Here is a 26,316-nt window from a genome sequence, read left to right as displayed (position 1 = left end):
TGAGCCTAGTCGATTTTTTGGGAGCCGGGGAGTGGTTTGAGACGGTAAAGGAACACTGCGGCAACAAGGCCACACACCGCCGGAATGATCATGATCGCAAACCCGCCCGCGCCTAGCTGGGCATAGAAATAGCCAGAGGCTGCAGACGCTGCCGCCATCACCAATCCGCCCGACAGGGCCGAATTGAGCGCCTGCGCCAGGGCGGCATGTTCATCGGGAACATGATCCGCCGCGAATCTCAGGAAGCCGACATAGGTCGCCGCAAAAGTCAGCGCATGCAGGGACTGCAGCGCGAACAAGGCCCACAGCGGCGGTGACAGCGCTGTCAGACCCCAGCGCAGGATCGAACCCACCGCGCCAACACCCAGCAGAACCGCCGGGCTCGCCCGCCCCAGAACCCCTTTCCCTGACAGCCAGAGAAAGGCGATTTCGACCAGCACGCCGGACGCCCACAGAGCACCGATTGCCGTGCCTGAAAGGCCCTGATCGCTCCAGGCCTTGGCAGAAAACGCGTAGTAAAAGCCATGTCCCGCCTGCACCATGGCGGAGGCCAGCAGGGCCAGGCCTAGCGGTCCGGCCAGCATGATCAGCAGATCACGGATATGCCCCTTGCCCTTTGCATGCGGTTCTTCCCGGCGGCCTTCCGGCAGCCAGGCGGCTGCCAGGGCCAGCAATCCCGCAGCCAGGATCAGCCAGGCCAGGATGCTTTGCGTACCCAGCCGGTCGATCAGATAGCCGGCCACGAAATTCGCCACGATGAACATGGCCGAGCCGAAAGCCCGGACAGGACCAAAGGAAAACGCGCCGCCCTTGGCCGAGCGGATCGCGAAGGCGTCAATCACCGGGATCTGTCCGAACACCAGCGCACCCGACAGGAAGGACAGAACCAGCAAGACCCAGGGCAGCGACGACGCGCCGTGCAGTCCGAAAACCACCACACAGCCAATGGCGAAAGCCAGGATCGGGTCCCGGCGCCGCATGGCCCGGTCAGACCAGCGCGCCCCGATCGGGGAGACCAGAGTCCGCCCGGCCATGCCGGCCGCCACGATCCATCCGATCCATTCCGGTGACAGGCCCTGCCCGTCCAGCCATTGCGGGAAATAGGGCAGGAAACAGCCCAGCAGCAGGTAGAAGGCACCGTAATAGCCGGCGAACCGGAAGGCGGGCGTGCGGATCATGTCGGACCAATACCTCGAATGTCGGTGTCTGCGTATGCCCGGGGCGGCACGCTTGGCGAACAGTGTTCACTTGTATAGGTTCGCCCGGCACTGAATGACACAGCCGGAATCACGCGTCATGGGCCCAGATACCCTTGTTTCCACAAGGCCGGAAGAGCGAGCCGATGCCGCGCCTGTCAGGCCGCTTCGGGTTCTCGTCACCGGCTATCGCTCCCACCCTCATGTTGGTGGCCAGGGCGTCTATATCCGGGAACTCACCAATAGTCTTCTCGCGCTGGGCCACGAGGTCTCCGTCGCTTCCGGCCCGCCCTATCCCGAACTCGATCCGGCGGTGGAGTTGATCAAACTCCCCTCGCTCGACCTGTTCGCCGAGGAGAATGCCTTCCTCGCCCTGCGGCCGCGCCATCTGACATCCTGGGCCGACCTGTCCGAATGGCTGTCCCATAATTCCGGCGCCTTCGGAGAGCTCTACGCTTTCGGCCGGCGGCTCGACCGCTTCCTGCGCCGCGAGGGGCACCGCTTTGACGTGATCCATGACAACCAGACCCTGGCCTCGCCCTTCCTGCGGATCCAGTCGCGCCTTCCGGTCATCACCACCATCCACCACCCGATCACGATCGACCGCGATTATGCCGTGGCCGCTGGACGCAAATGGTGGGAACCGCTGATGACGCGCCGCTGGTACCGTTTTGTCGGCATGCAGGCGCGCACAGCGTCCCGTCTTGATCGCCTCTTGGCCGTATCGGAAGCCGCGCGTGACACCCATTCGGACCAGTATGGAGTCGATCCTGCGCGTGTCCGTGTGGCCTATAACGGCATTGATCACGATGTTTTCCACCCGGACGCTGCTGTCGAGCGAGAAACCGGGTTGATCGTCACCACCGCCAGTGCCGACGTTCCGATCAAGGGGCTCGACGTCCTGATCGACGCCCTCGCCCGCGTCGCCGCCGCCCGTCCTAATGCCCGTCTTCACATTGTCGGACAGCTGCGCGACGGCCCTGCGAAACGCCAGATCGAGGCCCATGGCCTGTCCCAGCGCATCACCACCTCGCACAATCTGTCCCGCGAGGACGTCGCCAATCTATACCGCCGCGCCCATATCGTGGCCTGCCCGGCCCGGTTTGAAGGCTTCGGTTTTCCCGCCGCGGAAGCCATGGCCTGTGGGGCCGCTGTGGTCGCCAGCAATGGCGGTGCCCTGCCGGAAGTCGTTGGCGATGCAGGACTTGTCGCCCCGGTCGGCGATGCCGGCGCGATGGCCGAGCATCTCGCCCGCCTGCTCGACACACCCGCCGAAGCCGCCCGTCTGGGTGAACAGGCCGCCGCCCGCGCCCGCGCCGAATTCAACTGGTCATCCCACGCTCTGGCCGCCTCCCGCCTCTATGCCGAAGCCCTTGCCGAACGGAATACCGCCTCATGATGACGATCCGCCTCGAGCCGATGGAATTGGCACCGGGCCAGCGCGTTCTGGACCTGGGCTGCGGGCATGGCCGCCATCTTCATGCCGTCTATTGGGACCGCACACCGGTCCTCGCTGTCGGGGTTGATCTGGACCACGCCAATTGCGCCATCGCGCTGGACAAATTCTTCGAACTCCCGCCGCCCGAACCCGCCTCGGACCTGCGCGGCGCCGTTCTGTCGGCCGGGGACGCCGGCCAATTGCCGTTTGAAGACAACACGTTCGACCGGATCGTCTGCTCCGAGGTGCTCGAACACGTCCCGGATCCGGACCTCGTCCTGTCGGAGATCAGCCGCATCCTGAAACCCGGCGGCATTTTCGTCGCTTCCGTGCCGCGCTACTGGCCGGAGAAGATCTGCTGGTTCCTCGCCCCCGCCTATCCGCGCGAACCGGGCGGCCATGTCCGCATCTTCCGCCCCAATGCCCTCAAGGCCGCCGTCGAGCGCCAGGGCTTCCGCCGCTATCTGCGCCATTGGGCCCACGGCCTGCACAGCCCCTATTGGTGGCTGCAATGCGCCCTGTGGGACACGCGCGAGACCAGTTTCCTGGTCCGCCAATACCGCAAATTCCTGGAATGGGATCTGATGAAACGCCCTTGGCTCACCCGCGCCATGGAAGCCGTGCTCAACCCGATCATGGGCAAGTCCGTGGTCATGTATTTCCGCAAGACCGCCTGATGGGAAAGCTCGTCGATATCCAGGCCTGCGCCCGCCATATCGAGGGCCTGCAGCAAGCCGACGGTGCCATTCCCTGGATCGAGGCCGGGATCTGGGACGCCTGGAATCACGGCGAAGCGGTGATGGGCCTCGCCATTGCCGGCAAGCGGGACGCGACCTTCAAGGCCCTGGACTGCCTGGCTGAACGCCAGGAAGCCGATGGCGGTTGGACCGGCGATCTCGGTGCCTCCGTCCCGCTGGACGACACCAATAAACGTCTCGCCCCGGCCAATCCGGAACAGGCCCGGGACACCAACTTCACCGGCTATGCGGCCGTCACCGTCCTGCGCAGCCTGCTGGCGCTGGAAGCGCTCAGCGAATTGCCGCGCTACTGGCCCATGGTGAAATCCGCCATGGGCTTCATCCTCGCCCACCAGACCCGCCATGGCGATGTCGTCTGGTGCGGCCGCCAGGAAGACGAGGCGCTGTGCGGCATCGACAGTCTGCGCGCCGGCAATGCCAGCCTCTACAAGGCACTGGAATGCGCCATCCTGATGGGACGTCTGCAGGGCGAAAACATCACCGACTGGATCGAAGCCCGCCGCCGCATTGGCGATGTCCTGCGCGAAAATGATGCTCGCTTCGACCGCACCGGCACCGACCGACGCCGCTATGCCATGGACTGGTATTATCCCGTCCTGGCCGGTGTGATCCGCGGTGATGCGGCGCGCGCCCGTCTCTATGCCCGCTGGACGGATTTCGTCGAAGCCGGGTTGGGTTGCCGCTGTGTGTCCGACCAGCCCTGGGTGACCGCAGCCGAAACTGCTGAGCTTGCCCTCGCCTGTCTCGCTGCCGGCAAGCCGGACCAAGCCCGCAGCCTGATCGAAAACCTGTCACCCCTGCGCGCCAAACAGGGCGGCTACTGGATGGGCTGGCAGTTCGAGGAAAGCATTGTCTGGCCGTATGAACGTCCCAGCTGGACTTCCGGCGCCCTGATCCTGGCCGCCGATGCGCTGGACGGGCTCAGCCCGGGTTCCGACCTGCTGATCCGCAACTGGGTCTCCGAAGCGCCCGCTAAGGCAGGCGGCGAAGCACTTCCAGCGTTCCTGTCCGGCTGACCTGTTCGAACAGGCCTGACGCCACAGCCAGTTTCCAGACTTCATATGGCGGACGCCCGCCATCTTCCGGATTGGGGAAGACATCATGGATGGCCAGCAGGCCGCCCGTGACGACCTTTGACGCCCAGCCGCGATAATCCGCCAGTGCGGCTTCCATGGAGTGGCCGCCATCAATGAAGACCATGCCCAGCGGCGTGGTCCAGTGGGCCGCCACCGTCTTGGACTTGCCGATCACCGGGATGACGCAATCTTCCAGATCCGCTTTGAACAGGGTCTCGCGCAGGGCTGGCAGCGTCTCCACCACACCCAGGTCCGCATTGTAGAGATCGGGATCGTGATAGCCTTCGCCCGGCTGGTGTTCCTCGGAGCCGCGATGATGATCGAGCGTGTAGAGCACACTGCCCGCATGACGAACGGCCGGGCCCAGATAGAGCGCCGACTTGCCGCAATAGGTACCGATTTCCAGTACCGGGCCCAGTTTCGCCGCCTCGCCGGCATAGCGCGCCAGCGCCTCGCCTTCCACCGGATCGAGGAAGCCTTTCACATCATCAGGATGAAGCATCAGGAGAGGCCGTCTGCCGCCGTCGGGAAGTTCCGCCGCAGCGCTGCCAGCGCATCGGCCCGCTGGCGCAACCCGTCTGCGCGGCCAGCCAGCAGGTCCCGGTCAATCGTCAGGGCCGCCATCTGGTCCGCATTCACGCCATCAGCCATGACACCGAGAAGACTGTCGAACAGGCTGAGGCTGTCGCGGGTCTGGGTCAGGGCCGTTTCGACATGGCCAAGGCTGCGTCCCAGCGCCGAACGCGAGGTCCCGCCCTGCGCTGCCACCAGGTTCTGGGCAGCCGAATCCACTTCGCTGGCCAAGGCATAGGCCTGACGCAACTCACTCGACACAAGAAGCGTCAGCTGCGGGTCCTCGACCGAGGCGAGGTCATGGGCGTCCAGATAGCGGGCGATGGCCGGATTGTCGTGGGACGGCGCGCTATCGCCTTCATCGCCCCCCATGCCGACCCAGCGCATGGCGGCCTGCATGGCGCTTTCATCCGCGACCCAGCCGTTTTCACGCGCTGTGTCATCGAGGACTCGCGCCGCCCGGGCCAGATCACCATGAGCCGGTGTCATACTGCTGATATCGGCATCGGAACGGGCGGAGACGGAAATCGGCGCGCTGGCACAGGCCGCGAGCGTGAAAGACGCGGCGAGAGCCACACATGCTATCCGAATAGCCGACATAATTTCCCGTTTATCGCAGATTTGCCCCAATCCTGTAACAGGATATCGGCAGACTATCCCTTAGGCTATCGTTTATTGCGTTTACGAGCCGCTAACAGCACACTGCCGACATGGACGCTTCCTACACCCGACGCCTGCTTTATCCGCCGATCCGTCCGCTGGAGAGTTTCCATCTGCCGGTCGGTGACGGGCATGAGCTCTATGTCGAGGAATGCGGACGACCGGACGGGATTCCGGTCATCACCCTGCATGGCGGCCCCGGCGGCGGCGTTTCGCCCGCCCTGCGGCGCTTCTTCGATCCGCGCCGCTATCGCATCATCCTGTTCGACCAGCGCGGCTGCGGCCGTTCCACGCCACACGGCTCGCTGGAAAACAACACGACCCAGAAGCTGATCGAGGACATCGAGAAAATCCGCGTGCATATGGGCGTCGATCAATGGCTCGTCTTCGGCGGATCCTGGGGCGCCACACTGTCCCTGGCCTATGCGCGGGAACATGCGGATCGCTGCCTTGGCCTGGTCCTGCGCGGTGTCTTCCTGTGCACCCAGATCGAGCTGGACTGGTTCTATCGCCAGGGCGCCAACATGCTCTTCCCGGACGCTTGGGAGCGCCTGGTTGACCCGCTGGCGCCGGAAGAACGCGACGACATCATCAAGGCCTATTATGAGCGGCTGGCCGAGCCGGACCTGGTTCGCCGCCGTCCCGACGCACTGGCCTGGGCGCGCTGGGAAAGCGCACTCATTTCCATGGCCGGAGATCCGTCAGCCCCGCTGGCCGATCCGATCCGCGCTGATGCGCTGGCCCGTCTGGAGACGCATTATTTCCTGCACAAGGGCTTCTTTGAACGCGACGGCCTCCTGCTTGAGGAGGCCGACCGTTTCAATCAATTGCCCGGCGTGATCGTGCAGGGGCGCTATGATGTCGTCACACCGCCCCGCTCGGCCTGGGCGCTGGCCCGGGCCTGGCCGCGTGCCCGCCTGCAAATGATCGGCGATGCCGGTCATGCTGCGGGAGAGCCGGGCGTGGTGGACGCGCTTGTACGCGCCACCGACGCCTTCGCGGCCCGCCTGACCTAGCCCAGTCCCACCATGGCACCGATGGCGCCACCATTGAACTTGGCGTCCAGGCCCAGCAACAGGATGATGCCGATCGCCGGCGGCACCACAAACTTCACGCAGAAGTGGAAGAAGCCGAACAGCCCGTTCGAGGCATGGCTCAGCTCCTGACGCATCAGCGATTTCGGGATTACCCAACCGGCAAACACGGCCACCAGCAGACCGCCCAGCGGCAGCAGGAAGGAGCCGGACATCCAGTCCACGAACTCGCCAGCGAATGCATCGGAATAGACCGCACCCGCACCGATCATGAAGGCGAAGAAGCCCAGCAGAACCGCCGCCGTCGGGCGCGAGAAATCCGAATGCTCCTCGATGAAGGCCACCGTGCCTTCCAGCAGGGAGATCGAAGAGGTGATCGCAGCGATGAAGGCCAGCGCGAAGAAGGCACCACCGATGATATTGCCGGCCGGCATGTCGGCGAAAACGGCCGGCAGCGCGGTGAAGATCAGGCCCATGCCTGCAGCCGGGTCCATGCCCACCATGAAGACGATCGGGAAGATCATCAGGCCGGCGACCAGGGCGACCATCGTGTCGGCCGAGGCGATCAGCACCGAGGACGACCCGATATTGGTGTCCTTGGACAGGTAGGAGCCATAAGTGATCATGATGGCCGAAGCGACCGAGACTGAGAAGAAGGCCTGGCCGAGGGCCGCCACGAAGGTGTTGCCCGTCACCGCCGAGAAGTCCGGCGTGAACAGATAGGCAATCGCTTCAGCCGCATTGCCGGATGCCAGCGAATAGATGGTCAGGCCGATCAGCACGATGAAGAAGACCGGCATCAAGAAGGTCGCGACCTGTTCGATACCGCCCTTCAGACCCCGCGCCACGATCATCACGGTGATGATCATGAAGACGGCGTGCCAGATCAGTTTCGCACCATTATCGCCATAGAACATGGTCGCACCGCCCGGCTCGGAGAACCCGCCCAGGAAGCCGGAGGCCGAATAGGCCATGACCATGCCCGCAATGACCGAATAGGTCGTCAGGATCAGGAAACCGCCCGCAGTACAGACCCAGCCCACAATCGCCCATTTGGCGGACTTGCCCGCTTCCTGTGCCATTTTCCGGGTGGAGGAAATCGCCGATTGCTGCGCGTGGCGGCCAATGGCGATTTCAGCCATCAGGACCGGGATCGCAAACAGGATCACGCAGCCGATATAGATCAGGACGAAGGCGGAACCGCCATTCTGACCCGTCATGAACGGGAATCGCCAGAGATTGCCCAGACCAACCGCGGAACCCACCGCGGCGAGAATGAATGCAAATCGCGAAGACCAGTGCGCGTGCTGGCCGACCGGTGTTGCCGCCATGAAATTCTCCCCTGAAAAAGCGCGCCGCTAACGGGCGCGCACCCCTTACACAATTGACGCGCACACTTCCCCAAGCCTGTGTTCGGGTCAAGCTGGCTTCGCCAGCGCGGCAAATCAGCCGAACAGTCCGGCGCCCCTCGGCGGCTCCGCATTGCGGTGGATGTGGGCCCCCAGGATGAGGCCGAAACCGGCCAGCACAGCCAGGACCACCGTCCCGCCATAGGAGATCAGCGGCAGCGGAACCCCGACCACCGGCAAAAGCCGCGACACCATGCCGATATTGATGAAGACATAGGAGGCATAGGTCGTGGTGATGCCGATCGTCAGCAGGCGCAGGAAGGGCGATTTGCACGAAATGGCGATGGCCACGGCCTGCGCCATGATCAGCGCATTGATCGCCAGGATCGCGATCCCGCCGACAAAGCCGAATTCCTCACCCAGAGCCGTGAAGATGTAGTCTGTCTGCATTTCCGGCAGATAGCCCAGTTTGGACTGGGTGCCCTCCAGGAAACCCTTTCCCGTCATCCCGCCGGACCCCAGCGTGATCACCGCCTGGTTCGGGTGGTAATTGATCCCCAGCGGGTCGAAATCCGGATTGGTGAAGGCTCGCACCCGGTCCATCTGATAGTCGGCCAAGATGTTCTCCAGCCCGTACAGTCCGATCCCGACCATGCCGATCAGGCCGATCGCTCCCACCACCAGGATGAACCACCAACTCAACCCCGCCATGAAGATCACGGCGACGCCGGTGGCTGCCAGAAGCAGGGTTGTGCCCAGATCCGGCTGGCCGAGAACAAGAATGGCCGGCGCGCCGATGATCATCAGCGGCGGCAACAGGCCTGATATCGAGGTCACCTTTTCGGAGGGCAGATCGTGATAATAGCGGGCCAGCGCGAAGACGATGGCGAGCTTCATGATCTCGGAGGGCTGGATCCGTATCGGCCCCAAATCGACCCAGCGCTGCGCGCCATTGATCGAAACGCCCATCACCTCGACAAGCACCAGCAGGAGCAGGGCAACCACATAGGCCGGATAGGACACGCCCATCCAGAAGCGCGGCGGGAACATGGCGATCACCACCATGGCTGCCAGGCCAACCCCCAGACGGATGGTGTGATTGAGCGCCCAGGGTGACCAGCTGCCGCCACCGACCGAGTACAACATGCCGATACCCGCCAGGCCGAGCAGGATGAGGAGCAGGACGAGCGTCCAGTTCAGCTCCATCAGCTTGCCCTGCAGGTCGCGCGGGACCGTCTCGCGGAAAACCGCCATCAGGCGCCCCCTCGCTGCGAAGCGGACAGGTCGGCAAACACGCCGGGCCGGCTGGACGGGTCCCGGGCAACGACGCGGCGCAGGATGTCGCGCGCCGGACGCGTCGCTGCGCTGGAGCCACCGCCATGTTCGACGACAACGACACAGGCATATTTGGGCCGGTCAGCTGGCGCGTAGCACATGAAGAGACCATGGTCGCGCAGACGCCAGGGCAGGTCTTCCTGGCTGCGCACGCCGGAGGCGCGCTCCTCGGCCGTGATGGAATAGACCTGGGCCGTACCGGTCTTGCCGGCCATTTCCACGCCTTCAATGCCCAGACCGCCCAGCGAATAGGACGTGCCGCCCGGCTCATGGACGACGCCGCGCAGACCGGCGCGAACCCGCGCCAGCGACTCCTCGGACAGGCCGATATGCTCCGCCGGACGGGCCAGCGCATTGCGATACAGCGTCGGCTCGACCGCCCGCCCGGACGCCACACGTGCCGTCATGACGGCCAGTTGCAGCGGCGACATGGAGACCGCCCCCTGCCCGATACCGGCATTATAGGTGTGACCGGTCGTCCATGGCTCATCATAGCGCCCGCGCAGCCAGGCCGGGTTCGGCATCAGGCCGGAGCGCACGCCGGAAATCCCGATATCAAACTCCTGGCCGACACCGAAGCGCACAGCCATGTCGTACAGCCGGTCAATGCCCAGCCGGTCGGCCATCTCGTAGAAGAAGATGTCGCAGGAGGTTTTCACCGCTTCGTGCAGATTGACGGGCCCATGCCCCTGGCGGCGCCAGCAGTGGAATTCACGCGGTCCCAAACGGGTCGAGCCGGTACAGCGGATCGTCTCGCTCGGGTCCACCAGCCCGTGTTCCAGGGCCGCAGCCGCCACCACTGCCTTGAAGGTCGAGCCCGGCGGATAGGTGCCCTGGATGGATTTGTGGAAGAGCGGATTATGGTCATTCTCGCGCAGCGCCGCATAGTCGCGCACCGAAATGCCGCCCACGAAGAGGTTGGGGTCGAAACTGGGCGTGGACACCAGGGCGATCAGCTCACCGGTATTCACGTCCATCACGACGGCTGACGCCGATTCCTGGCCCAACCGCTCATGGGCAAAGCGCTGGATGTCCGCATCCAGCGTCATCACCACATCCTGGCCGGCTTGCGGCGGTTCGGACTGGTCCGGCAATTCCCGGATCACGCGTCCGCGCGCATTGACCTCTGTTTTCAGCGCCCCGGCCGAACCGCGCAGATCCATCTCCCGCGCACTCTCCACCCCCGTCTTGCCAATCCGGAAACCCGGGTGGCGCAACAGGCGTTCCGCCTCGCGCGGATTGTTCAGGATGTCTTCGTCATTGGGGGCCTGCACATAGCCCACGACATGGGCAAAGGCGGCGCCATAGGGATAGGCCCGGACCTCGCCGACATCCGGCGTGATCCCGGCCAGGTCCGGCGCATTCATATTGATCGCGGAGAATGTCTGCCAGTCCAGATCATCCTCGATCGTGATGGCCCGGAAACGCTCCTGCTGGCGCGCCGTCCGCAGGATGCGGGTGCGCGTGTAATCGCTCAGCGGCATGTATTGCGCGAGCCGGTCCAGTGCCGCTTCCAGGTCACCGGCTTGTTCCGGCACCAGCAGAGCCCGGTAACTGTCCCGGTTCTCCGCGATCGGCACACCGAACCGGTCCAGGATGCGCCCGCGCGAGGGCGGCAGGAGATAGTAGTTGAACTGGTTGTCCTCGGAGAGCAGGCGATAGCGCTCATTCTCCAGGACCTGCAGCGCATAGAGCCGTCCCGCCAGACCCGTAAACGCAATCCCGCCCAGGCCGGACATGATCAGCGCCCGGCGGGTGAATTTCAGATCCTGTTCCTGGCGGTCAGCACGCATGAGACTTCGTGATCACCCCCCGATAAAGCCGCTGCGCCCGCCACGCCGGCGGCGCAGGACCAGGAAGGCCACAAGCGGGAACATCAAGAGGGTCGCCACGATTTCGATGATCAGCGGCTGCAGATCAGCCATCTGCTCCAGCGCGAAACTGCCGGCCGTGAAGGCGATGGCGTGAGCGAGGAGCAAGGTCCCGGCAAAACGGATGATCACGGGCGGCAGATCGCGCGGCATGCCGTCCTCGCCACGGAAGCGGAAAGCGGCAATCGCGATGAGATAGGACAGCGCCCACACACCCATCGGCGCGCCGGTCAGCAAGTCCTGCGTCAAACCAATGGCGAAAATGGCAAAAGGCGGCATGAAATGCGGACGCACGCCGGACCACAGGAAAATCGCCATCAGCGGCCAGGTCGGCATGATGTTGATCCCGTCCACCAGACGCGTCGGTGCCGCCTGCATGATCAGCGCCAGCAATATGGACAGGACACAGCCCAGCGCGCCCAGCCAGGGCGATTGACGATCCGTGGGCTTCCTCATGGCCGGCCCTCCGTCGCCGCATCGCCATCAGGTGCGGCGGCATCCGCCGGGACCGGCTCACCGGTCGCTTCGCTGTCGGCCTGCGGCGGCTCCATGATCAGGGGCAGGCTGGCCGGCGGAAGTTCCAGATCGGCAGCTTCCGGTTCCTGGTCCGGCGGAACAATGCGGTGATAGGGCCAGACCCAGACGAAATCGATCGGTGCCTGGTCGGAATACAGGCGCACGCGCCATTCCCCGGACCGGGTCAGGATCGCCTCGCCCACCGGCAGGCCGCGCGGCAGGATACCACCATCACCGGAAGAGACGATCCGATCACCTTCCTGCAGATCCGGTGCCCGTCCGACATATTCCAGGCGCGGATAGTCCGAATTGTCACCGATCAGTATGGCGCGGGCATTCGACCGGTCCGCCATGACCGGGATGCGCGAATTGAGGTCGGTCAGCAAAAGCACACGAGCGGAACGCCGTCCCGTTTCATAGACCCGGCCGACCAGTCCATAGAGATTGATCACCGGATAGCCATCACGGATCCCGGCTTCCAGACCCCGGCCGATCAGGCGGGCCTGCACGAACGGGCCCTGCGGGTCCGCCACGGTCCAGGCACCGATCCGGTCCTGGATCATCGGCGTTTCGACATCCAGCGCATCTTCATAGATCTCGATGCGATCGCGCTGGCGATAGGCCAGGTCTTCCCAGTAGCGCGCCTCGATCAATTGCTGGCGCAGCTGGGCATTCTCTTCGGCCAGCGCGCCCTGGCGGCGGAAATAGGGTCCGATCCCCTTCACCGAACGGATCGGCTGGGCACCCAGCTCCAGCAGAGGAGCGGCCAGATCGGTAAAACCGGCCCGGAAACCGGCAAACGCGTCCGAGCGCGAGGCCGGCCGGTCGAAAGCAATCAGGGCACCGGACACGACCAGAAGGGCGATGAAGAGCGGCCGCGAGAACGTGACACGCTGATCATTGTCGTTTCGTGTCGATCGCCTGGACGCCACCGACTCACTCCTTCTACTCCCGGCGTGAGACTACCCCCGGTATGTTTGCTTAGACAGCTTCGGACAGGATGGGCCGCCAGACCCGCAGATCCTCGACCGCCTTGCCACAGCCCAGCACCACGCAGGACAGGGCTTCATCGGCCAGGCTGACCGGCAGGCCGGTGCGCTCGCGCAGCTCGGTGTCGAGATTACGCAGCAGCGCGCCCCCGCCCGTCAGCACGATACCCTTGTCGACGATGTCGGCCGCCAGTTCCGGCGGCGTCGCTTCCAGCGCCTGTTTCACCGCTTCGACGATCTGCTCGACCGGCTCGGACAGGCTGTCCGCGATCATGGCTTCGGTGACGGCGATCTCACGCGGCACGCCATTCATCAGGTCGCGGCCCTTGATGTCCAGCGACAGGCCTTCACCCTTCACAGGCGGCATGGCCGAACCGATTTCCTTCTTGATGCGCTCGGCGGAGGTCTCACCGATCAGCAGGTTTGCGGAACGGCGGATATAGTTGATGATCGCCTCGTCCATCTTGTCACCGCCCACGCGCACGGAGCGCGAATAGACGATGCCGGACAGGGACATCACGGCTACTTCCGTCGTGCCGCCACCGATATCCACGATCATGGAACCGGTCGGCTCATCGATCGGCAGGCCGGCACCGACGGCCGCCGCCATCGGTTCGTCGATCAGATAGACCTTGCGCGCACCGGCACCCAGCGCGCTCTCATGGATGGCGCGGCGTTCAACGGCGGTGGCGCCGGACGGCACACAGATCACCACCTGCGGCGACACCATGGCGCGGCGATTGTGCACTTTCTGGATGAAATGCTTGATCATTTCCTCGGCCACGTCGAAGTCGGCGATGACGCCATCGCGCATCGGCCGGATGGCTTCGACATTGCCCGGGGTCTTGCCGAGCATCAGCTTGGCCTCGGCCCCTACGGCCTGGACGTGTTTGCGGCCCTTCTCGACCTTGTAGGCCACGACAGAAGGTTCATTCAGGACGACGCCGCGTCCCTTGACGTAGACCAGCGTGTTGGCCGTACCGAGGTCGATCGCGATATCCGCGGAGAGCAAACCAAAAAGGCTATTGAGCATGAGCGTGCAAAATTCGGGTGTGTGGCGGCAAAGCCGCGGTGCAACATGTTTTTCTTGTGCGATGCTCCGCCCGATATTGCAAGGGGCGCAAACCGCGTCGCCGCACATCTAGGCAAAAGATTTAAGGCAAGGTTATGACGGTGTTTCCGTCTCTTCCGCCCGATTTTCACGATGGCGCCGCAGCCATTTGCGGGCCAGCAGCATGACACCGATCCAGCCGATCACCGCGACCAGCAGCGCCACGCCCAGCAGGAGCTGGCCTTCCGACAGCATGGCCAGGATGCTCTGACCGGCCAGGCCCACCACGATGATCTTCGGCCCCGTCCCCATCGCCGTGCCCAGCAGGAAGGCCCAATAGGGTGTGCGCGCGACACCGAAGCCCATATTCACGACAATGAAGGGCCCCGAGGGCACCCAACGCACCAGCATGGCGGCCAGCAAGCCGTTGCGGCCGATGAAGCTGGAGATCCGGTTGGCCCAGTCCCCGCCATAGCGTTTCAGGACGCGGGCTCCGAATATCCGGCCCATGAAGAAATTCACCGAAGCGGCGAACAGGGTCGCGATCCAGGCATAGAGCGAGCCCAGCGTCGGCCCGAAAGCCACAATCGCCGCTGCCATCAGACCGAATTGCGGTGCACCCAGGAAAGACAGCAGGGTGAAAATGATGATGGTGACCGGCAGGGCATACCAGCGGCCCGCCATGTCGGCGAACCAGTCACTGGCCGCACCCGGCTCCACATCCAGCACAAAACGGCCCAACAGGAAGACAATCCCGACCACCGCGAACAGGGCGATAGAGACGCCGATCGCGCGCGCCGCGCGGGCATCCATGCGCAGGATGAAATCCAGGATCTGTTTCATGGCGTGCCGGAACCGTGAGGCATCAGGACAGGGCCGATTGGCCTAGCTGTCCTCACCGTCCGGCAATTCGCCGTCCATGTCGACCATTTCCCCGGAGGCAATCGCCGAGAGCTTGGCACGCTGCACCGCCAGAATGGCCAGCTGTTCGTCCAGAACCTTGAGGATTTCACGCGCCTCATCCTGGTCGACACGCCCCGGAGACCGCTCGGTCTCGCTCAGGCTCTCCATCAGGGCCGAGATATTGCGCGCATTCGACCGACTGGCATCACCGGCCAGGGCCAGCCAGTTGGCGTCATCGGCCTTGTCGATGGGCAGGAAGATCCCGCCGGCCAGTGCAGCGAGGTGCTGCGCCGCCGCCGTGGAGCCGGCTTCGGTCAGCGTCGCGACGCGTGTGTAGGAAATCTCGTTGGAGGAATCCGGATCGGCCAGCGCGTAGACACGTGTCCGGCTGAGATCCAGCAATTCCATGACTTTGGGAATGCCGCCGACCTCTTCGAATACACGAGCCACGACTTCCTTGGGTTCACCATATCGGCGGATTTTGACCGGATTGAACGCCATACCTGCCCCCACGCAGTGAGAATCTTGAAATCACCTCATACAGGGTGATGATCTTGTTGGCTATTTCGTGGCACCGTAGATGCGGCTGCGCAATTCCTTGCCAGCCGCCTCGACGGCCAGGCTGTGATCACGCTCACGGTCCGCCTTCATGGCATCGCCCGCCTCATAGGTTTCCACCCATTTCTTCGCGAAACTGCCATCCTCGATAGCCGCCATCGCCTTGTCGAACACGGCATGGAGTTCGGGACCGGCGATATCCGCCTCGATCTCCCGCGCGCCGAACTCCGCGGTATCGGAAATCGCCTCATACATGCCGGCAATGCCGCGGGCCTGGATAAGGTCGGCGAGGTATTTGATCTCGTGGACGCAGTCGATATAGGCCATGCGTGGCGACACGCCGGCCTGCACCAGCCGATCAAAACTGGCCCGCGCCAGCGCCACCATGCCGCCCACCAGAACAACCTGCTCACCGAACAGGTCGGACACGGTCTCCTCACGGAATGTGGTCGGGAATATCCCGACATTGCCGGATCCGATCCCGGCCAGATAGGCCAGTGCCAGTTCGCGCGCCTGCCCGCTGGCATCCTGCTCCACCGCCCAGAAACCGATCAGGCCGGAGCCCTTCTCGAATTCCTGCCGCACCGCCCCGCCCGGCCCTTTCGCGGCCGCCAGGATGACGTCGCAATCGGCTGGCGGCTCGATCAGCTTGTAGTGGATGGAAAACCCGTGACACAGGATCAGCGCCTGGCCCGGCTTGCGGTTGGGCGCAATGGATTGCTCCCAGATCTGCCGGTGCGCCTCGTCGGCTGCCAGCAGCGCGATGGCGTCGGCCCAAGCGGCCGCGTCTTCCAGGCTCACCACTTCGAACCCGTCCGCTTCCGCCTTGGCACGCGAGGGCGAGCCCGGGCGCAGCGCGATCCGGATGTCCTTTACGCCGCTATCGCGCAGGCACAGCGCATGGGACCGGCCATGATTGCCATAGCCGACAATCGCCAGACGGGTCCGGCGGATCGGGGCGAGATCAATATCCTTGGCGTAGAGTGGTTCAGTCATCCTCGGGAGCGCTTTGCGAATCGGCTTGGGCTTGCGGGGGCTGATAGGACGGATCATCCGTGCCCATGTCCAGTATGCCGCGCCAATTCCCGTCCGCATTCAAACGCCACACGGTGACATAGGTCCCGCGTCCGGCCGGCGGGGTGGACCGGTCCCCGTCCGGATGCAATTCCCACACACCCCAGGTCACGCCGAAATCATCACCGCTCCCGGCCAGGCCTTCCTCCGGTTCCCAGTGCAAAAGCGTGCCCTCGGGCACGCCGGCAAACAGCGCCCGGATCTGCGCCTCACCGCGCGTCGGCGTCGCAGTACCGCGCACCAGTCGGCCATCAACACTGTCCATCCAGGCCGCAAAGGCGTTTTCGATATCCGCCTCGGCCGCGAGCGCAGCAAAATCCCGGTCGGCCTGCAGGATGGCCTCGACCACCGCGTCATTCGACTGGGCCGCAACCGCTCCGCCCGTCAGACCGGCCAAGGCCAGTCCCGCTATCCATGAGCGCATGATCAATTCTCCCCATCTGCCAGCAGCGCGCTCAGCGCTTCGCGCGCCTCGCCTGCATCCAGAGACGTTATCCGGGGCCAGTTGGCGGTTTGATTACGGAACCATGTCAGCTGGCGTTTCGCGTAGCGGCGGCTGTCCCGCTTGGCGAGCTCGACCGCGACATCCATCCCGGTTTCACCGCGCAGATAGGCCAGAAGCGGCGGCACACCCAGAGCCTTCATGGCAGGCAGCTCAGGATCCAGTTCGCGCTCGGCGAAGGCCTGCACCTCTTCCATGGCACCCTGCTCCATCATCCGGTCAAAACGCGCATTGATGCGCGCATAGAGCGCCTCTCGTTCCGGCTCGATCACCAGACCCCGCCAGCTTCCCTCAGGCAAAAGCGGATGCGTCTCTTGCTGGAAGTCACTCAGTTTGCGACCGGTCTCATACCCGACTTCAATGATCCGCAGCAGGCGCTGCCGGTCAGCGCCCTGAATGCGCTCTGCTGCGACGGGGTCAATCACAAAGGCTTCTGCTCGCAGGGCATCAAGACCGCCTTCGGCCTCCAGCGCCGCAGCCCTTGCCCGCGCAGCCTCGCCAATCTCAGGCACCGGGGCCAGACCGACTGTGAGGGCATTGAAATAGAGACCCGTCCCGCCCACCAGAATGGGCATCCGGCCGCGCGCCCGGACATCCTCGATCAAGGCCAGCGCGGCCTCGCTCCAGCGTCCCACCGACCAGCGCTCGGCCGGATCGGCAACGCCGAAAAGATGATGGGGGATTTGCGCCATTTCCTCGGCGCTCGGACGGGCCGTGATCAGATGCAGACCGTCATAGATCTGCATCGAGTCCGCATTGATGATTTCACCATCCAGGCCTTGCGCGGCGGCGATGGCGAGCGCTGTCTTGCCCGCCGCAGTCGGCCCCGCGATCAGCCAGGCCGGACTCACGGCCGTATGGATTGCAGCACGTACTGGCCGCCACGATTGATCTGGAAACGGATCGGTCCGCCGCCATGATTGGCAATGATCTCGCGGATATCCTCGATCGTTTCCACACGGGTGAACTCGACTTCCTCGATGACGTCGCCCGGACGCACCTTGCCGGCAGCATCAGACGTGGCATCCACCTCGGTCACCAGAACACCCTCGGCATCCGGATCGACGCGATAGCGGCGGCGCGAGGGCGCATCCAGCGTGCCCAAGGTCATGCCCAGCAGCACATTGCCGTCCGGCACGGTCGGGTCCAGCACGAAGTCCGCCTCCGGCGCGGCACTGGCCTCGCCCCCCTCTTCCTGCAACTGTCCCACCTCGACGCTCAGCGTCATGGCACGGTCGCGGCGGATGATGTCCAGCTCGACCGTCCGGCCGATCTCGCTTTCCGCGACCATGCGCGGGAAGCTCTGGCTGTCGCGCACGCGGCGTCCGTCAAAGCGAAGCACAAGATCGCCCTGGCGAAGCCCGCCCTCATCGGCCGGGCCATCCTCCTCGATGCGCGAGACGATCGCGCCATAGGGCACATCCAGCTCATAGCTTTCGGCCAGTTCCGGGGTCACACGGATCACGCTCAAACCCAGCCAGCCGCGGCGGGTCTCGCCATATTCGATCAGCTGGTCGACCACGCGCGTGGCGATATTGGACGGGATGGACAGGGAGATGCCGACACTGGCACCGGTCGGTGACAGGATCAGCGTGTTCACGCCCACCACTTCGCCATCCAGATTGAATAGCGGACCGCCGGAATTGCCCGTATTGATGGCCACATCGGTCTGGATGTAATCATCATAGCGCCCACCCAGCTCGCGGCCCCGTGCCGACACGACGCCGGCGGTCAGCGTACCGCCCAGGCCGAACGGATTGCCGATCGCGATCACCCAATCACCCACACGGGCCGTGTCACTGTCTCCAAAGGCCACGCTCGGCAGCGGTTCGCTGACCTGCATGCGCAAAACGGCGAGATCGGTCACCGGGTCGATGCCGACCACTTCGGCGGGGAAGATGCGGCCATCCGGCAGCGCCACTTCGACTTCGTCGGCACCGTCGATGACGTGATTATTGGTCACGACCAGGCCGGCGCTGTCGATGATGAAGCCGGACCCCAGCGAATTCGCGATGCGCGGGGCATCGCCGAAAATATCGTTGAAACGCTCCAGCGGGGAGCCTTCAGGAAATTCCGGCAGGCCGTCACCACTGTCCAGGCGCTGGGCGGCGGAGATATTCACCACGGCCGGTGAGAGGCGCTCGGCCAGATCGGCAAACCCGTCCGGCGCCGGATGGGCCATCGCGGCCGGGGTCAGCACCAGGAAACACAGGAAAGCCAGGAAACGCCGCATCAGATAAGCCGTTTTATTGTGAACGCCGAACAAGGGTTAACGTGATACCGCCTCACGCCCCCTGACCGCAAGCGCGGCGATGCAGGCTGTCAGTTCAATCAGACCACAAAGGGATCAATTCCGGCTTCATGGGAACAGCCCCCCGACTGAGCTTATTCAGCTACCAGACTTCAATCCCGACCAACCGGCCCTCAGCATCGAAATCCAGGTTCACTTCGTCACCCTTATAATCCGGAATTATCTTGCTCAGCCTAATCGACCTGCTGACAAGTCCAGGAATGCTGCCGCGCGGATGGGCAGGAAGATAAAGATAAGCGGGCCCCTCGCTCATCGAAGACAGGTGAAACCTGTAGGAGCGGCTGAAAAACGCCCGCACTTTCATCATCAGAACCGTAAGCATGTCACCTCACTTCACCGCAATTTTGTTCGGCTCCTTGAACCATTTTGAACCGGCAGGCTGTCACTTCAGCACCCACCAGACCAGGCCGACACCGGCCCCAACAGCAACAAGCCCGGCCAGCCTAATCTGATCCGGGCTCATTTCACTGATTTGGCTCAGGAAACCCTTCATCCCGCCGGGCATGAGCGCGTAGAGAATGCCTTCCAGCACCATCGCCACGCCCACACCGACGAGAAGATAGGTCGCCACTATTGTCCGGTTTCAGACTGGAAATAGCGGAAGAATTCCGAGTCCGGCGGCACCACGATGGGCGTGCCTGACACGATCGCCTGCTCATAGGCCTGCATCGACCGGTAGAAGCCGAAGAATTCCGGATCGCGGCCATAAGCCTCGGCATAGATCGCGTTCCGGCGAGCATCGCCCTCACCGCGGATCCGTTCGGATTCAGCGCGGGCCTCGGCGCGGATGATCGTGGCCTGGCGATCCGCATCAGCGCGGATTTCCGTGGCTCGCTGTTCACCTTCGGCGCGGATACGGGCCGCTTCCTGGTCCCGTTCCGAGCGCATCCGCTCGAACACATTGTCGGCAATCTGCTGCGGCAGGTCAGCGCGCAGGATACGCACATCGATGACCTCGATGCCGAAGCGGCCGGTCTGGACCTGGGTTTCAACCGCAGCCTGGACCCGGTCCATCAGCTCGGCACGCTGGCCGGAGATGACATCGGACGACGGGATGGAGGCGATCACGCCCCGCAGGCTGTCATCCATGATCTGCTGCAGGCGGACCCGGGCTCCGCGTTCGTCGCGGAAGGTCTGGTAGTAGCGCAGCGGATCGGTGATGCGATAGCGCAGGAAGGCGTCCACGATCAGGCGCTCCTGGTCCGAGGCCAAGATTTCCTCCGGCTCGAGATCCAGTTCCAGATTGCGCTTGTCGAAGATCAGCACATCCATGATGAAGGGCGCCTTGAAGTGCAGGCCCGGATCGGGCTCTGCCGCTTCATTGACAGCATCGACCGGCTCACCCAGGCGCAGGATCAGCGCCTGTTCGGTTTCAGACACGGTGTAGACACTCTGCAAGCCGACAAACAGGGCGGCTGCGAGGATGATGATTCCAAGCGTGCGGATCATTGATTGCCTCCCTGGGTGTTGCGGGCGCGATTACGGCCGAGTTGGTCGAGCGGCAGATAGGGCATTGCGCCCGCTTCGCCGTCGAGCACGATGATGTCGGAACGGCCGATCACCTGTTCCATGGTTTCCAGATACATGCGCCGACGGGTCACATCGGGCGCCTGGGCGTATTCGTCATAGATGGAGACGAAACGGTCAGCATCACCCTGGGCCTGGGCAATCACGGAGTCGCGATAGGCCTGGGCGGCCTGGGTCAGCTGGGCCGCTTCACCGCGCGCGGCCGGAATGACCGAGTTGGCATGGGCTGTTGCGTTCAGCTGGGCGCGCTCGGCTTCTTGCTGCGCGATATCCACGCCGCGGAAAGCATCGATCACCCGCTCCGGCGGCTGAGCATTACGCAGGTTCACTTGCAGGATCTCGATACCCGCCTCGTACTCGTTCAGCGTTTCCTGCAGGATTTCACGCGACCGGCGGGACACTTCGGCCCGGCCTTCGGTGATGATGAATTGCAGATCGGACGTGCCGACGACTTCACGCATGGCGCTTTCGGCAATGGCGCGGACCGTGCCTTGCGGGTCGCGGACATTGAACAGGAAGTCGCGAACCCCGTCCGGATAGGACAGGTCGACGCGCCACTGAACCGAGAAGTCGATGTCGACGATGTTCTCGTCGCGGGTCAGCATCTGGCCTTCAGACCCCTGCCCGATCGTCATTTCATTCGTCGTCGTGACTTCCGGCAGCTCCACCGTTTCGATCGGGGTGGGCAGTTTGAAATGGAAGCCCGGCGAGGATGTACGGGAGTATTCGCCGAAGCGCAGCACCACACCGGCCTGGTTCGGCCCGACCTGATACCAGCCGGAGCCCGGCATCAGGAACCAGACCACCGCGATGATCGCGATGATGAAGCCGAAACCGAAAGCGCTGGCGCCACCGCCGCCCTTCTTGCCGCCACCGGCACCGCCGCCCTTGCCGCCAAACAGGCCGCCGAGCTTGCGTTGCATGTCACGAACAACTTCGTCCAGGTCGGGGCCTTGATCGCCCCCGCCACCGCCATTGGGCCGCTGGCCCCATGGATTCTGGTTATTATTGCCGCCGGAGCCCCACGGGCCTCCGCCGCCACCACCCTGATTGTCGTTCCACGGCATGGGTCGGTTTGATCCTCTCGCTATTTCGACGCCTTACATGAACGCAAGCGCCCTCAGGTTCAAGGGTAAGTGGAGGGGAACCGGCAGGTGCGCCGTCCCCCTTTGCCCGCCTCAGCGATGCGGGGGCTTTTCCAGGCAACGCACAACAAAGGCATGATCATCCCCCTCGCCGGCCGGGAAGGCCTCGCGATGGATTTCATGCCAGGCGCTTTCCTCGAAGACCGGGAAGCGGGCTTCACCCTCCGGTTCCGCCTCGACATCGGTCAGATAGAGGCGGTCGGCATGGTGCAGGGTTTCCGCATAGATCTGCGCCCCGCCGATCACAAAGACCTCGTCCACACCATCCGTGTCCGCCGCCATGAAGGCGGCATCCATGGCCGCCCCCAGATCGCCCACCACATGGGCACCCTGCGCGGTATAGGCGGCCTGCCGTGTCACCACGATATTGGTCCGGCCCGGCAGGGGTTTGAAGGGCAGGCTCTCCCAGGTCTTGCGGCCCATGATCACGGGCTTGCCCTTGGTCGTTGCCTTGAAATGCTTGAGGTCGGAGGAGAGCCGCCAGGGCAGATCGCCGTCCGCCCCGATCACCCCATTGCGCCCGCGCGCCGCGATCAGACAGAGTTTGGGAATTGTCGTCGTCATTCCGGCGTGTCCCGGTCCAGCCAGCTCAGCCATTTGTCCTGCACGGCAGCGTCCAGATCGATGCCCTCATCCCGCGCCAGCAGGAGCAGCATCCCCAGCGCATCCGCCATTTCCAGCGCCAGCTGCGCCTTCGCCGCCTCACCGGACGGTTTGCGCGTGCGGCCAGTAGCCGTCAGATAGGCCTGTGTCAGCTCGCCGATCTCTTCCTGCAGTTTCAGCAGATACCAGTCACCGGACCGGTCAATCTTGAAGTGCTCGGCATAGATATCGGAAACCTGCGCGATCTTGCCGCCCAGTTCGTCCAGCTGTCCGGTCACACCGCCACCGGGGCGGCAATGCGCGGCAGCGGGTCATACCCCTCCAGCGTGATGTCCTCATATTCAAAGGCGAACAGGTCTTTCGCCTCCGGATTGAGGGAGAGCCGCGGCAGAGCCCGCGGCGTGCGGGACAATTGCTCGCGCACCTGGTCCATATGGTTGGAATAGATGTGGGCGTCGCCGAAAGTGTGGATGTACTCGCCCGGCTCCAGCCCGCACACCTGCGCCACCATCGCCGTCAGCAGCGCATAGGAGGCGATGTTGAAGGGCACGCCCAGGAACATGTCCGCCGAGCGCTGATAGAGCTGGCAGGAGAGTTTCCCGTTGGCGATATTGAACTGGTAGAGCGTGTGACAGGGCGGCAGCGCCATGTTCGGCACATCCGCCGGGTTCCAGCCCGACACGATCAGCCGGCGCGAGGCCGGGTTCGACTTGATCTGTTCCAGAATGTTGGAGAGCTGGTCGATTTCCGTCCCATCCGGACCTTCCCAGCGGCGCCATTGCTTGCCATAGACCGGGCCGAGATCACCGTTTTCATCGGCCCACTCATCCCAGATCGACACGCCGCGCTCCTGCAGCCAGCGTACATTCGTCTCACCGCGCAGGAACCAGAGCAATTCAATCGCGATCGACTTGAAATGCACCTTCTTCGTGGTCAGCAGCGGAAAGCCTTCGGACAGGTCACAGCGCAGCTGGCGCCCGAAGACGGAGAGCGTGCCGACACCGGTGCGGTCATGCTGTTCCGCCCCATTCTCCAGAATGTCGCGCAGCAGGTCGAGATAGGCCCGCTCCACCGACGAGCCCGCCTCACCGGACGCATCCGGGCGGGGTTTCAGTCCGTCGATCGAGGTGAAAGCCGCATCGGCCATGGCGCATATCCCTGTGGAGCTCGTTTCTGTCTGGCGTCGGAATTCATTCCGCCCAAACAGCCCTGATTCTTCAATCCATCATCCTAGCGCGACGGACGGAATTGCGGAGGGGGCTGTATGCGGCCAGATGTTGGCGAGTCGCGATGTGCCAGCGAAGCCAAGGGCTTCACCGCTCCGGGACCATTTTTACCGGCTTTCACGGTGACCGGAATGATGCCGGCCCGGTGATATGCTAGCCTCGCATCCACCATGCCTGTTCTGGAGGCAAGCCTTGCTGACTGCTGAGCGCCCCGATGCGGACGGTATCATTCGCATCCGCCTGACCGGTGATCCGGCCCATACCGATTATGCGGCCCTGTTCCGGACGATCGAGACCTTCGTCCGCGAACCCGGGGCCCACAGCGCCCTCGTCCATGCGCTCGACCTGGACGTCCTGCCCAGCGAGAGCCTCGCCATGGAAACCTGGGAAGATGCCAGCTTCATCTTCCCCGACCATTTCCCCATCGCCTACCTCCCCCCGCCCGGCTATGGCGACGAACGGGCCGCCCTGATGAAACGCATCACCGACCGGCACGCCCTGCGGGTGGAGATTTTCACCGATGAGGAAGCGGCTGTGGCCTGGTGCCGGGGATTTGCGGGCTGAGCGACGGTGCTCGCGGCTTGTTCCGCGTGTTTTAGGGTTTCAGCCGAAAGGCTTGGGACACAAACGGGGGATTGGTGTGTGTCCCTGTTGATGCTCGCGATGTTGGCCTTGCCGTTTTGAGCATCTCGCGTGCGACTAACGATCCGCTAGGATCAGGCGGAGACGATCGAGTGCGTCAATGATCCATTAGATTTGGCAAGGGGTTGGGATTTTCTGGTGCCTTGACACAGGAATTCTCGATAACGATTGACGTGCGAGGATTCCCGGAATCCCTTAAAGACTTTTGGAGTGCTGATGAAGACATTTGTTAAATTAGTTTTGGCCTTTGTTTTATTTGGAGGAACGGCCCACGTCCTTTTTGTGTCACACCAAAGCCTTATTCCACAACATTTCAAAGAGTGGGTTGCCGTTTCTCTAGTTGTTTTATTGTTTTTCACAGTGGTTTGGATAAGGGATTCCGAAAATCGATCTGACGGTGATTGAGTCCTAGGTATCGTCATTGCATCCGCGGAAAAACCGGGACACAGAAAAAACGGGGACACACACCATTTATTTCGCGCCGAGCCTAAGGCGCTCGCAAGACTTGGGATACAATGGTCAAATGGTGCGTGTCCCTGTTTTCGTAGCGCGCTACCCAATTGAGAAATGCTGCTCCGGGTAGTTCTCACAATCATCTACGGGACACACCAGCAATCCGAGATACTCACCAGAAAGGTTCGCACCCGCGCCGATGTATTTTTGGAACACAACCAAATGGTTCTGTTGCCTGCACACGAAAAAAATCCGGTTGGTTTCCTGCCCAACCGCGACACGGCTGTTGTCCTGGTCAAATGCAAAATCTGACGGGCTGCACTGACTGGCGATGCTGCGAATGTCGTCCAGAGAATAATCCGTCCCCCACTGCCGCACAGCCGTCAGCCGACTGGTCACGAGATCCGGTGTTTCGCTGTAGAGTCTCTCGATGTCTTGCCGTGTCGAGTCAACCATTTGATCGACGGTCGCTGGCGCTTGGGCGCAGCCGACGAAGACGAGCAGTGAGCCCAAGAACGCTCGCATGGACACCCTCCAGAAGCCCTTTGGAGAAAACATGGACACACATCATTTATTTCGCGTCGAGCCAAGGGCGCTCCCAAGAGTTGGGGCACAATCGAGGAATTGGTGTGTGTCCCTGTTTTTCCCGGGTCCCTGCTTTTCCCAGGGCACCTGTCAGCTTGAAGGCCCGTTTTCCTTGAATTGGTGTGCGTTCCTGCTTTTTATCTTTACTCAAAAGCACCAAAAGGACCGTACACCACCTCATTGTTATAAATAAACTCTTCAAACTCTGCCTGAGATGGCAATTGCGACACATGCAGCGGCCATTGATCCATCAAATGCAACGACCAATCAGAAGCTTTCATTTTGTGGATCTGGTCGGAAACCTCCTCCACATGCATGCCATCAAATCGCAAAGACTCAAGACACATTTCAACAGCCACTTCGCAACTTGATGCCTGTGCATAACAACTCACATAGGCACCAGACAAATCACCAAACATTGTCGATTGACTAATCGGCCTAATTTTACACATTACTATGTATACATTTTTCAAAATAAGTCTCCAAGCGGGAGAAAACAGGAAAAAACGGGGACACACACCATTTTCGGCGGCTTTTCTTCCTGATTTTAGAGAGTCATTCCCGAATTAAATCATCCATGCCCCTATCCGTACTGCCTGTGACCGTGGGGCCTGGCAATCTCAATACCCTCTTCCCCGCGACGGAGAGCGAGGTCTATCCCGACGCACCGAGTTTCACCCCTTCCGGCACATGCGCGCCACCCTCTCCCCAGGGAGAGGGCGTATTCTTTCTGCCCCCGCTCGCGGGGGACTGAGGCGCCCAAGGACGATCCAGTGGATCGTCCGACGCGCCGAAGACCGAAGCAGCGCTTCGGGTCGAAGGGGGCGCCCGCCCAAGGCGGGCGTGGACCTCACCTGGCGCCAACACCGCCGCGCGTTGCGCGGCGCCCCCTCCGCCTCGCAGGCTCGGCACCTCCCCCCCGCGGCGGGGGGGGGAAACTT

The 26,316-nt window shown here is 63.1% G+C and carries 30 protein-coding genes; 6 read left to right on the top strand and 24 right to left on the bottom strand.

Annotated elements, in window-relative coordinates:
* Positions 1-5: 5 nt before the first annotated feature.
* Positions 6-1,178, bottom strand: coding sequence for an MFS transporter (locus tag I0K07_RS12920; RefSeq protein WP_203294064.1), 1,173 nt, complete (start codon positions 1,176-1,178; stop codon positions 6-8).
* A gap of 118 nt (positions 1,179-1,296) precedes the next feature.
* Between I0K07_RS12920 and I0K07_RS12915 the strand changes: the two genes are divergently transcribed.
* The 3 genes from I0K07_RS12915 to I0K07_RS12905 are packed head-to-tail and all read left to right on the top strand — an operon-like array spanning position 1,297 to position 4,408.
* A complete protein-coding gene (locus tag I0K07_RS12915) occupies positions 1,297-2,595 on the top strand; it encodes a glycosyltransferase family 4 protein (RefSeq protein ID WP_203294062.1) in 1,299 nt (432 codons plus the stop codon).
* Complete coding sequence (locus I0K07_RS12910) at positions 2,592-3,311, top strand: class I SAM-dependent methyltransferase (RefSeq protein WP_203294057.1); 720 nt, start codon at positions 2,592-2,594, stop codon at positions 3,309-3,311. The genes I0K07_RS12915 and I0K07_RS12910 overlap by 4 nt, the downstream gene beginning before the upstream one ends.
* Positions 3,311-4,408 carry a prenyltransferase/squalene oxidase repeat-containing protein gene (locus I0K07_RS12905; RefSeq protein WP_203294055.1) on the top strand — a complete coding sequence of 366 codons (1,098 nt, stop codon included), beginning with the start codon at positions 3,311-3,313 and terminating at the stop codon, positions 4,406-4,408. The genes I0K07_RS12910 and I0K07_RS12905 overlap by 1 nt, the downstream gene beginning before the upstream one ends.
* On the opposite strand, the gene I0K07_RS12900 is transcribed toward I0K07_RS12905, so the two are convergent.
* The gene (locus I0K07_RS12900) at positions 4,365-4,970 is read right to left on the bottom strand and encodes a class I SAM-dependent methyltransferase (protein ID WP_203294053.1); all 606 of its coding nucleotides are present in this window, start codon (positions 4,968-4,970) and stop codon (positions 4,365-4,367) included. The two genes, I0K07_RS12905 and I0K07_RS12900, sit on opposite strands and share 44 nt — an antisense overlap.
* Positions 4,970-5,617 (bottom strand): hypothetical protein, encoded by a 648-nt coding sequence (locus I0K07_RS12895; protein WP_203294052.1) that lies wholly within the window; start codon positions 5,615-5,617, stop codon positions 4,970-4,972. Before I0K07_RS12895 ends, I0K07_RS12900 begins: the two co-directional genes overlap by 1 nt.
* 134 nt (positions 5,618-5,751) lie before the next feature.
* Here I0K07_RS12895 and pip point away from each other — a divergent pair, with 134 nt between their 5' ends.
* Positions 5,752-6,717 (top strand): prolyl aminopeptidase, encoded by a 966-nt coding sequence (pip, locus tag I0K07_RS12890; RefSeq protein WP_203294051.1) that lies wholly within the window; start codon positions 5,752-5,754, stop codon positions 6,715-6,717.
* On the opposite strand, the gene I0K07_RS12885 is transcribed toward pip, so the two are convergent.
* The 19 genes from I0K07_RS12885 to I0K07_RS12795 form a co-directional block, all read right to left on the bottom strand.
* Positions 6,714-8,066 (bottom strand): sodium-dependent transporter, encoded by a 1,353-nt coding sequence (locus I0K07_RS12885; protein ID WP_203294050.1) that lies wholly within the window; start codon positions 8,064-8,066, stop codon positions 6,714-6,716. The genes pip and I0K07_RS12885 overlap by 4 nt on opposite strands.
* A gap of 114 nt (positions 8,067-8,180) precedes the next feature.
* Positions 8,181-9,338: a rod shape-determining protein RodA gene (gene rodA / locus I0K07_RS12880; protein ID WP_203294049.1), complete on the bottom strand. Its 1,158-nt coding sequence runs from the start codon at positions 9,336-9,338 to the stop codon at positions 8,181-8,183.
* Complete coding sequence (gene mrdA / locus I0K07_RS12875; RefSeq protein WP_203294048.1) at positions 9,338-11,212, bottom strand: penicillin-binding protein 2; 1,875 nt, start codon at positions 11,210-11,212, stop codon at positions 9,338-9,340. The genes rodA and mrdA overlap by 1 nt, the downstream gene beginning before the upstream one ends.
* 12 nt (positions 11,213-11,224) lie before the next feature.
* Positions 11,225-11,746, bottom strand: a complete 522-nt coding sequence (mreD, locus tag I0K07_RS12870) for a rod shape-determining protein MreD (RefSeq protein ID WP_203294047.1) — start codon at positions 11,744-11,746, stop codon at positions 11,225-11,227.
* Entirely contained in the window at positions 11,743-12,738 is a 996-nt protein-coding gene (gene mreC / locus I0K07_RS12865; RefSeq protein ID WP_203294046.1) for a rod shape-determining protein MreC, read from the bottom strand. The genes mreD and mreC overlap by 4 nt, the downstream gene beginning before the upstream one ends.
* Before the next feature lie 49 nt (positions 12,739-12,787).
* Complete coding sequence (locus I0K07_RS12860; protein ID WP_203294045.1) at positions 12,788-13,828, bottom strand: rod shape-determining protein; 1,041 nt, start codon at positions 13,826-13,828, stop codon at positions 12,788-12,790.
* A gap of 132 nt (positions 13,829-13,960) precedes the next feature.
* Positions 13,961-14,689, bottom strand: a complete 729-nt coding sequence (locus I0K07_RS12855; protein WP_203294044.1) for a TVP38/TMEM64 family protein — start codon at positions 14,687-14,689, stop codon at positions 13,961-13,963.
* 42 nt (positions 14,690-14,731) lie between these two features.
* Positions 14,732-15,250: a hypothetical protein gene (locus I0K07_RS12850; protein WP_203294043.1), complete on the bottom strand. Its 519-nt coding sequence runs from the start codon at positions 15,248-15,250 to the stop codon at positions 14,732-14,734.
* Positions 15,251-15,310: 60 nt separating this feature from the next.
* On the bottom strand, positions 15,311-16,303 hold the full coding sequence (ilvC, locus tag I0K07_RS12845) for a ketol-acid reductoisomerase (protein WP_203294042.1): 993 nt from the start codon (positions 16,301-16,303) through the stop codon (positions 15,311-15,313).
* Positions 16,296-16,805 (bottom strand): YybH family protein, encoded by a 510-nt coding sequence (locus tag I0K07_RS12840; protein ID WP_203294041.1) that lies wholly within the window; start codon positions 16,803-16,805, stop codon positions 16,296-16,298. Before I0K07_RS12840 ends, ilvC begins: the two co-directional genes overlap by 8 nt.
* Positions 16,806-16,807: 2 nt before the next feature.
* Positions 16,808-17,734, bottom strand: a complete 927-nt coding sequence (miaA, locus tag I0K07_RS12835) for a tRNA (adenosine(37)-N6)-dimethylallyltransferase MiaA (RefSeq protein WP_203294040.1) — start codon at positions 17,732-17,734, stop codon at positions 16,808-16,810.
* A complete protein-coding gene (locus tag I0K07_RS12830) occupies positions 17,731-19,116 on the bottom strand; it encodes a Do family serine endopeptidase (protein ID WP_203294039.1) in 1,386 nt (461 codons plus the stop codon). Before I0K07_RS12830 ends, miaA begins: the two co-directional genes overlap by 4 nt.
* A gap of 160 nt (positions 19,117-19,276) precedes the next feature.
* On the bottom strand, positions 19,277-19,516 hold the full coding sequence (locus I0K07_RS12825; RefSeq protein ID WP_203294038.1) for a DUF2283 domain-containing protein: 240 nt from the start codon (positions 19,514-19,516) through the stop codon (positions 19,277-19,279).
* Positions 19,517-19,576: 60 nt separating this feature from the next.
* The gene (locus I0K07_RS12820) at positions 19,577-19,765 is read right to left on the bottom strand and encodes a DUF2065 family protein (protein WP_203294037.1); all 189 of its coding nucleotides are present in this window, start codon (positions 19,763-19,765) and stop codon (positions 19,577-19,579) included.
* On the bottom strand, positions 19,765-20,643 hold the full coding sequence (gene hflC, locus I0K07_RS12815) for a protease modulator HflC (protein ID WP_203294036.1): 879 nt from the start codon (positions 20,641-20,643) through the stop codon (positions 19,765-19,767). The genes I0K07_RS12820 and hflC overlap by 1 nt, the downstream gene beginning before the upstream one ends.
* Positions 20,640-21,788: an FtsH protease activity modulator HflK gene (hflK, locus tag I0K07_RS12810; protein WP_203294035.1), complete on the bottom strand. Its 1,149-nt coding sequence runs from the start codon at positions 21,786-21,788 to the stop codon at positions 20,640-20,642. The genes hflC and hflK overlap by 4 nt, the downstream gene beginning before the upstream one ends.
* Before the next feature lie 111 nt (positions 21,789-21,899).
* Positions 21,900-22,430 (bottom strand): dihydrofolate reductase, encoded by a 531-nt coding sequence (locus tag I0K07_RS12805; RefSeq protein WP_203294034.1) that lies wholly within the window; start codon positions 22,428-22,430, stop codon positions 21,900-21,902.
* Positions 22,427-22,747, bottom strand: a complete 321-nt coding sequence (locus I0K07_RS12800) for a nucleoside triphosphate pyrophosphohydrolase family protein (protein WP_203294033.1) — start codon at positions 22,745-22,747, stop codon at positions 22,427-22,429. The genes I0K07_RS12805 and I0K07_RS12800 overlap by 4 nt, the downstream gene beginning before the upstream one ends.
* The gene (locus I0K07_RS12795) at positions 22,744-23,616 is read right to left on the bottom strand and encodes a thymidylate synthase (RefSeq protein ID WP_238934850.1); all 873 of its coding nucleotides are present in this window, start codon (positions 23,614-23,616) and stop codon (positions 22,744-22,746) included. The genes I0K07_RS12800 and I0K07_RS12795 overlap by 4 nt, the downstream gene beginning before the upstream one ends.
* A gap of 271 nt (positions 23,617-23,887) precedes the next feature.
* Between I0K07_RS12795 and I0K07_RS12790 the strand changes: the two genes are divergently transcribed.
* Both I0K07_RS12790 and I0K07_RS15900 read left to right on the top strand, forming a co-directional pair.
* Entirely contained in the window at positions 23,888-24,259 is a 372-nt protein-coding gene (locus I0K07_RS12790; RefSeq protein WP_203294032.1) for a hypothetical protein, read from the top strand.
* Between the two features lie 294 nt (positions 24,260-24,553).
* The gene (locus tag I0K07_RS15900) at positions 24,554-24,742 is read left to right on the top strand and encodes a hypothetical protein (RefSeq protein WP_238934849.1); all 189 of its coding nucleotides are present in this window, start codon (positions 24,554-24,556) and stop codon (positions 24,740-24,742) included.
* 147 nt (positions 24,743-24,889) lie between these two features.
* Here the strand turns inward: I0K07_RS15900 and I0K07_RS12785 are convergent, their stop codons facing one another.
* Positions 24,890-25,315 (bottom strand): hypothetical protein, encoded by a 426-nt coding sequence (locus tag I0K07_RS12785; RefSeq protein WP_203294031.1) that lies wholly within the window; start codon positions 25,313-25,315, stop codon positions 24,890-24,892.
* 203 nt (positions 25,316-25,518) lie between these two features.
* Positions 25,519-25,848 carry a hypothetical protein gene (locus I0K07_RS12780; protein ID WP_203294030.1) on the bottom strand — a complete coding sequence of 110 codons (330 nt, stop codon included), beginning with the start codon at positions 25,846-25,848 and terminating at the stop codon, positions 25,519-25,521.
* Between the last annotated feature and the right edge of the window lie 468 nt (positions 25,849-26,316).

The organism is Maricaulis parjimensis, from assembly GCF_016817355.1.
GTDB classification, from domain to species: domain Bacteria; phylum Pseudomonadota; class Alphaproteobacteria; order Caulobacterales; family Maricaulaceae; genus Maricaulis; species Maricaulis parjimensis.
Note: the sequence above shows the minus strand (reverse complement) of the source record. Positions and strands in the feature narration are given on the sequence as shown.

Bases quoted from the DNA above. Each gene is read 5' to 3' on its own strand.
- I0K07_RS12915 (WP_203294062.1), top strand. From the start codon at position 1,297: ATGGGCCCAGATACCCTTGTTTCCACAAGGCCGGAAGAGCGAGCCGAT.
- I0K07_RS12830 (WP_203294039.1), bottom strand. From the start codon at position 19,116: ATGCGGCGTTTCCTGGCTTTCCTGTGTTTCCTGGTGCTGACCCCGGCC.
- rodA (WP_203294049.1), bottom strand. From the start codon at position 9,338: ATGGCGGTTTTCCGCGAGACGGTCCCGCGCGACCTGCAGGGCAAGCTG.
- I0K07_RS15900 (WP_238934849.1), top strand. From the start codon at position 24,554: ATGAAGACATTTGTTAAATTAGTTTTGGCCTTTGTTTTATTTGGAGGA.
- mrdA (WP_203294048.1), bottom strand. From the start codon at position 11,212: ATGCGTGCTGACCGCCAGGAACAGGATCTGAAATTCACCCGCCGGGCG.
- ilvC (WP_203294042.1), bottom strand. From the start codon at position 16,303: ATGACTGAACCACTCTACGCCAAGGATATTGATCTCGCCCCGATCCGC.
- I0K07_RS12920 (WP_203294064.1), bottom strand. From the start codon at position 1,178: ATGATCCGCACGCCCGCCTTCCGGTTCGCCGGCTATTACGGTGCCTTC.
- I0K07_RS12855 (WP_203294044.1), bottom strand. From the start codon at position 14,689: ATGAAACAGATCCTGGATTTCATCCTGCGCATGGATGCCCGCGCGGCG.
- I0K07_RS12885 (WP_203294050.1), bottom strand. From the start codon at position 8,066: ATGGCGGCAACACCGGTCGGCCAGCACGCGCACTGGTCTTCGCGATTT.
- mreD (WP_203294047.1), bottom strand. From the start codon at position 11,746: ATGAGGAAGCCCACGGATCGTCAATCGCCCTGGCTGGGCGCGCTGGGC.
- I0K07_RS12900 (WP_203294053.1), bottom strand. From the start codon at position 4,970: ATGCTTCATCCTGATGATGTGAAAGGCTTCCTCGATCCGGTGGAAGGC.
- hflC (WP_203294036.1), bottom strand. From the start codon at position 20,643: ATGATCCGCACGCTTGGAATCATCATCCTCGCAGCCGCCCTGTTTGTC.
- I0K07_RS12840 (WP_203294041.1), bottom strand. From the start codon at position 16,805: ATGCGCTCATGGATAGCGGGACTGGCCTTGGCCGGTCTGACGGGCGGA.
- I0K07_RS12850 (WP_203294043.1), bottom strand. From the start codon at position 15,250: ATGGCGTTCAATCCGGTCAAAATCCGCCGATATGGTGAACCCAAGGAA.
- I0K07_RS12910 (WP_203294057.1), top strand. From the start codon at position 2,592: ATGATGACGATCCGCCTCGAGCCGATGGAATTGGCACCGGGCCAGCGC.
- I0K07_RS12805 (WP_203294034.1), bottom strand. From the start codon at position 22,430: ATGACGACGACAATTCCCAAACTCTGTCTGATCGCGGCGCGCGGGCGC.
- I0K07_RS12825 (WP_203294038.1), bottom strand. From the start codon at position 19,516: ATGCTTACGGTTCTGATGATGAAAGTGCGGGCGTTTTTCAGCCGCTCC.
- I0K07_RS12860 (WP_203294045.1), bottom strand. From the start codon at position 13,828: ATGCTCAATAGCCTTTTTGGTTTGCTCTCCGCGGATATCGCGATCGAC.
- I0K07_RS12795 (WP_238934850.1), bottom strand. From the start codon at position 23,616: ATGGCCGATGCGGCTTTCACCTCGATCGACGGACTGAAACCCCGCCCG.
- I0K07_RS12905 (WP_203294055.1), top strand. From the start codon at position 3,311: ATGGGAAAGCTCGTCGATATCCAGGCCTGCGCCCGCCATATCGAGGGC.
- pip (WP_203294051.1), top strand. From the start codon at position 5,752: ATGGACGCTTCCTACACCCGACGCCTGCTTTATCCGCCGATCCGTCCG.
- I0K07_RS12785 (WP_203294031.1), bottom strand. From the start codon at position 25,315: ATGCGAGCGTTCTTGGGCTCACTGCTCGTCTTCGTCGGCTGCGCCCAA.
- hflK (WP_203294035.1), bottom strand. From the start codon at position 21,788: ATGCCGTGGAACGACAATCAGGGTGGTGGCGGCGGAGGCCCGTGGGGC.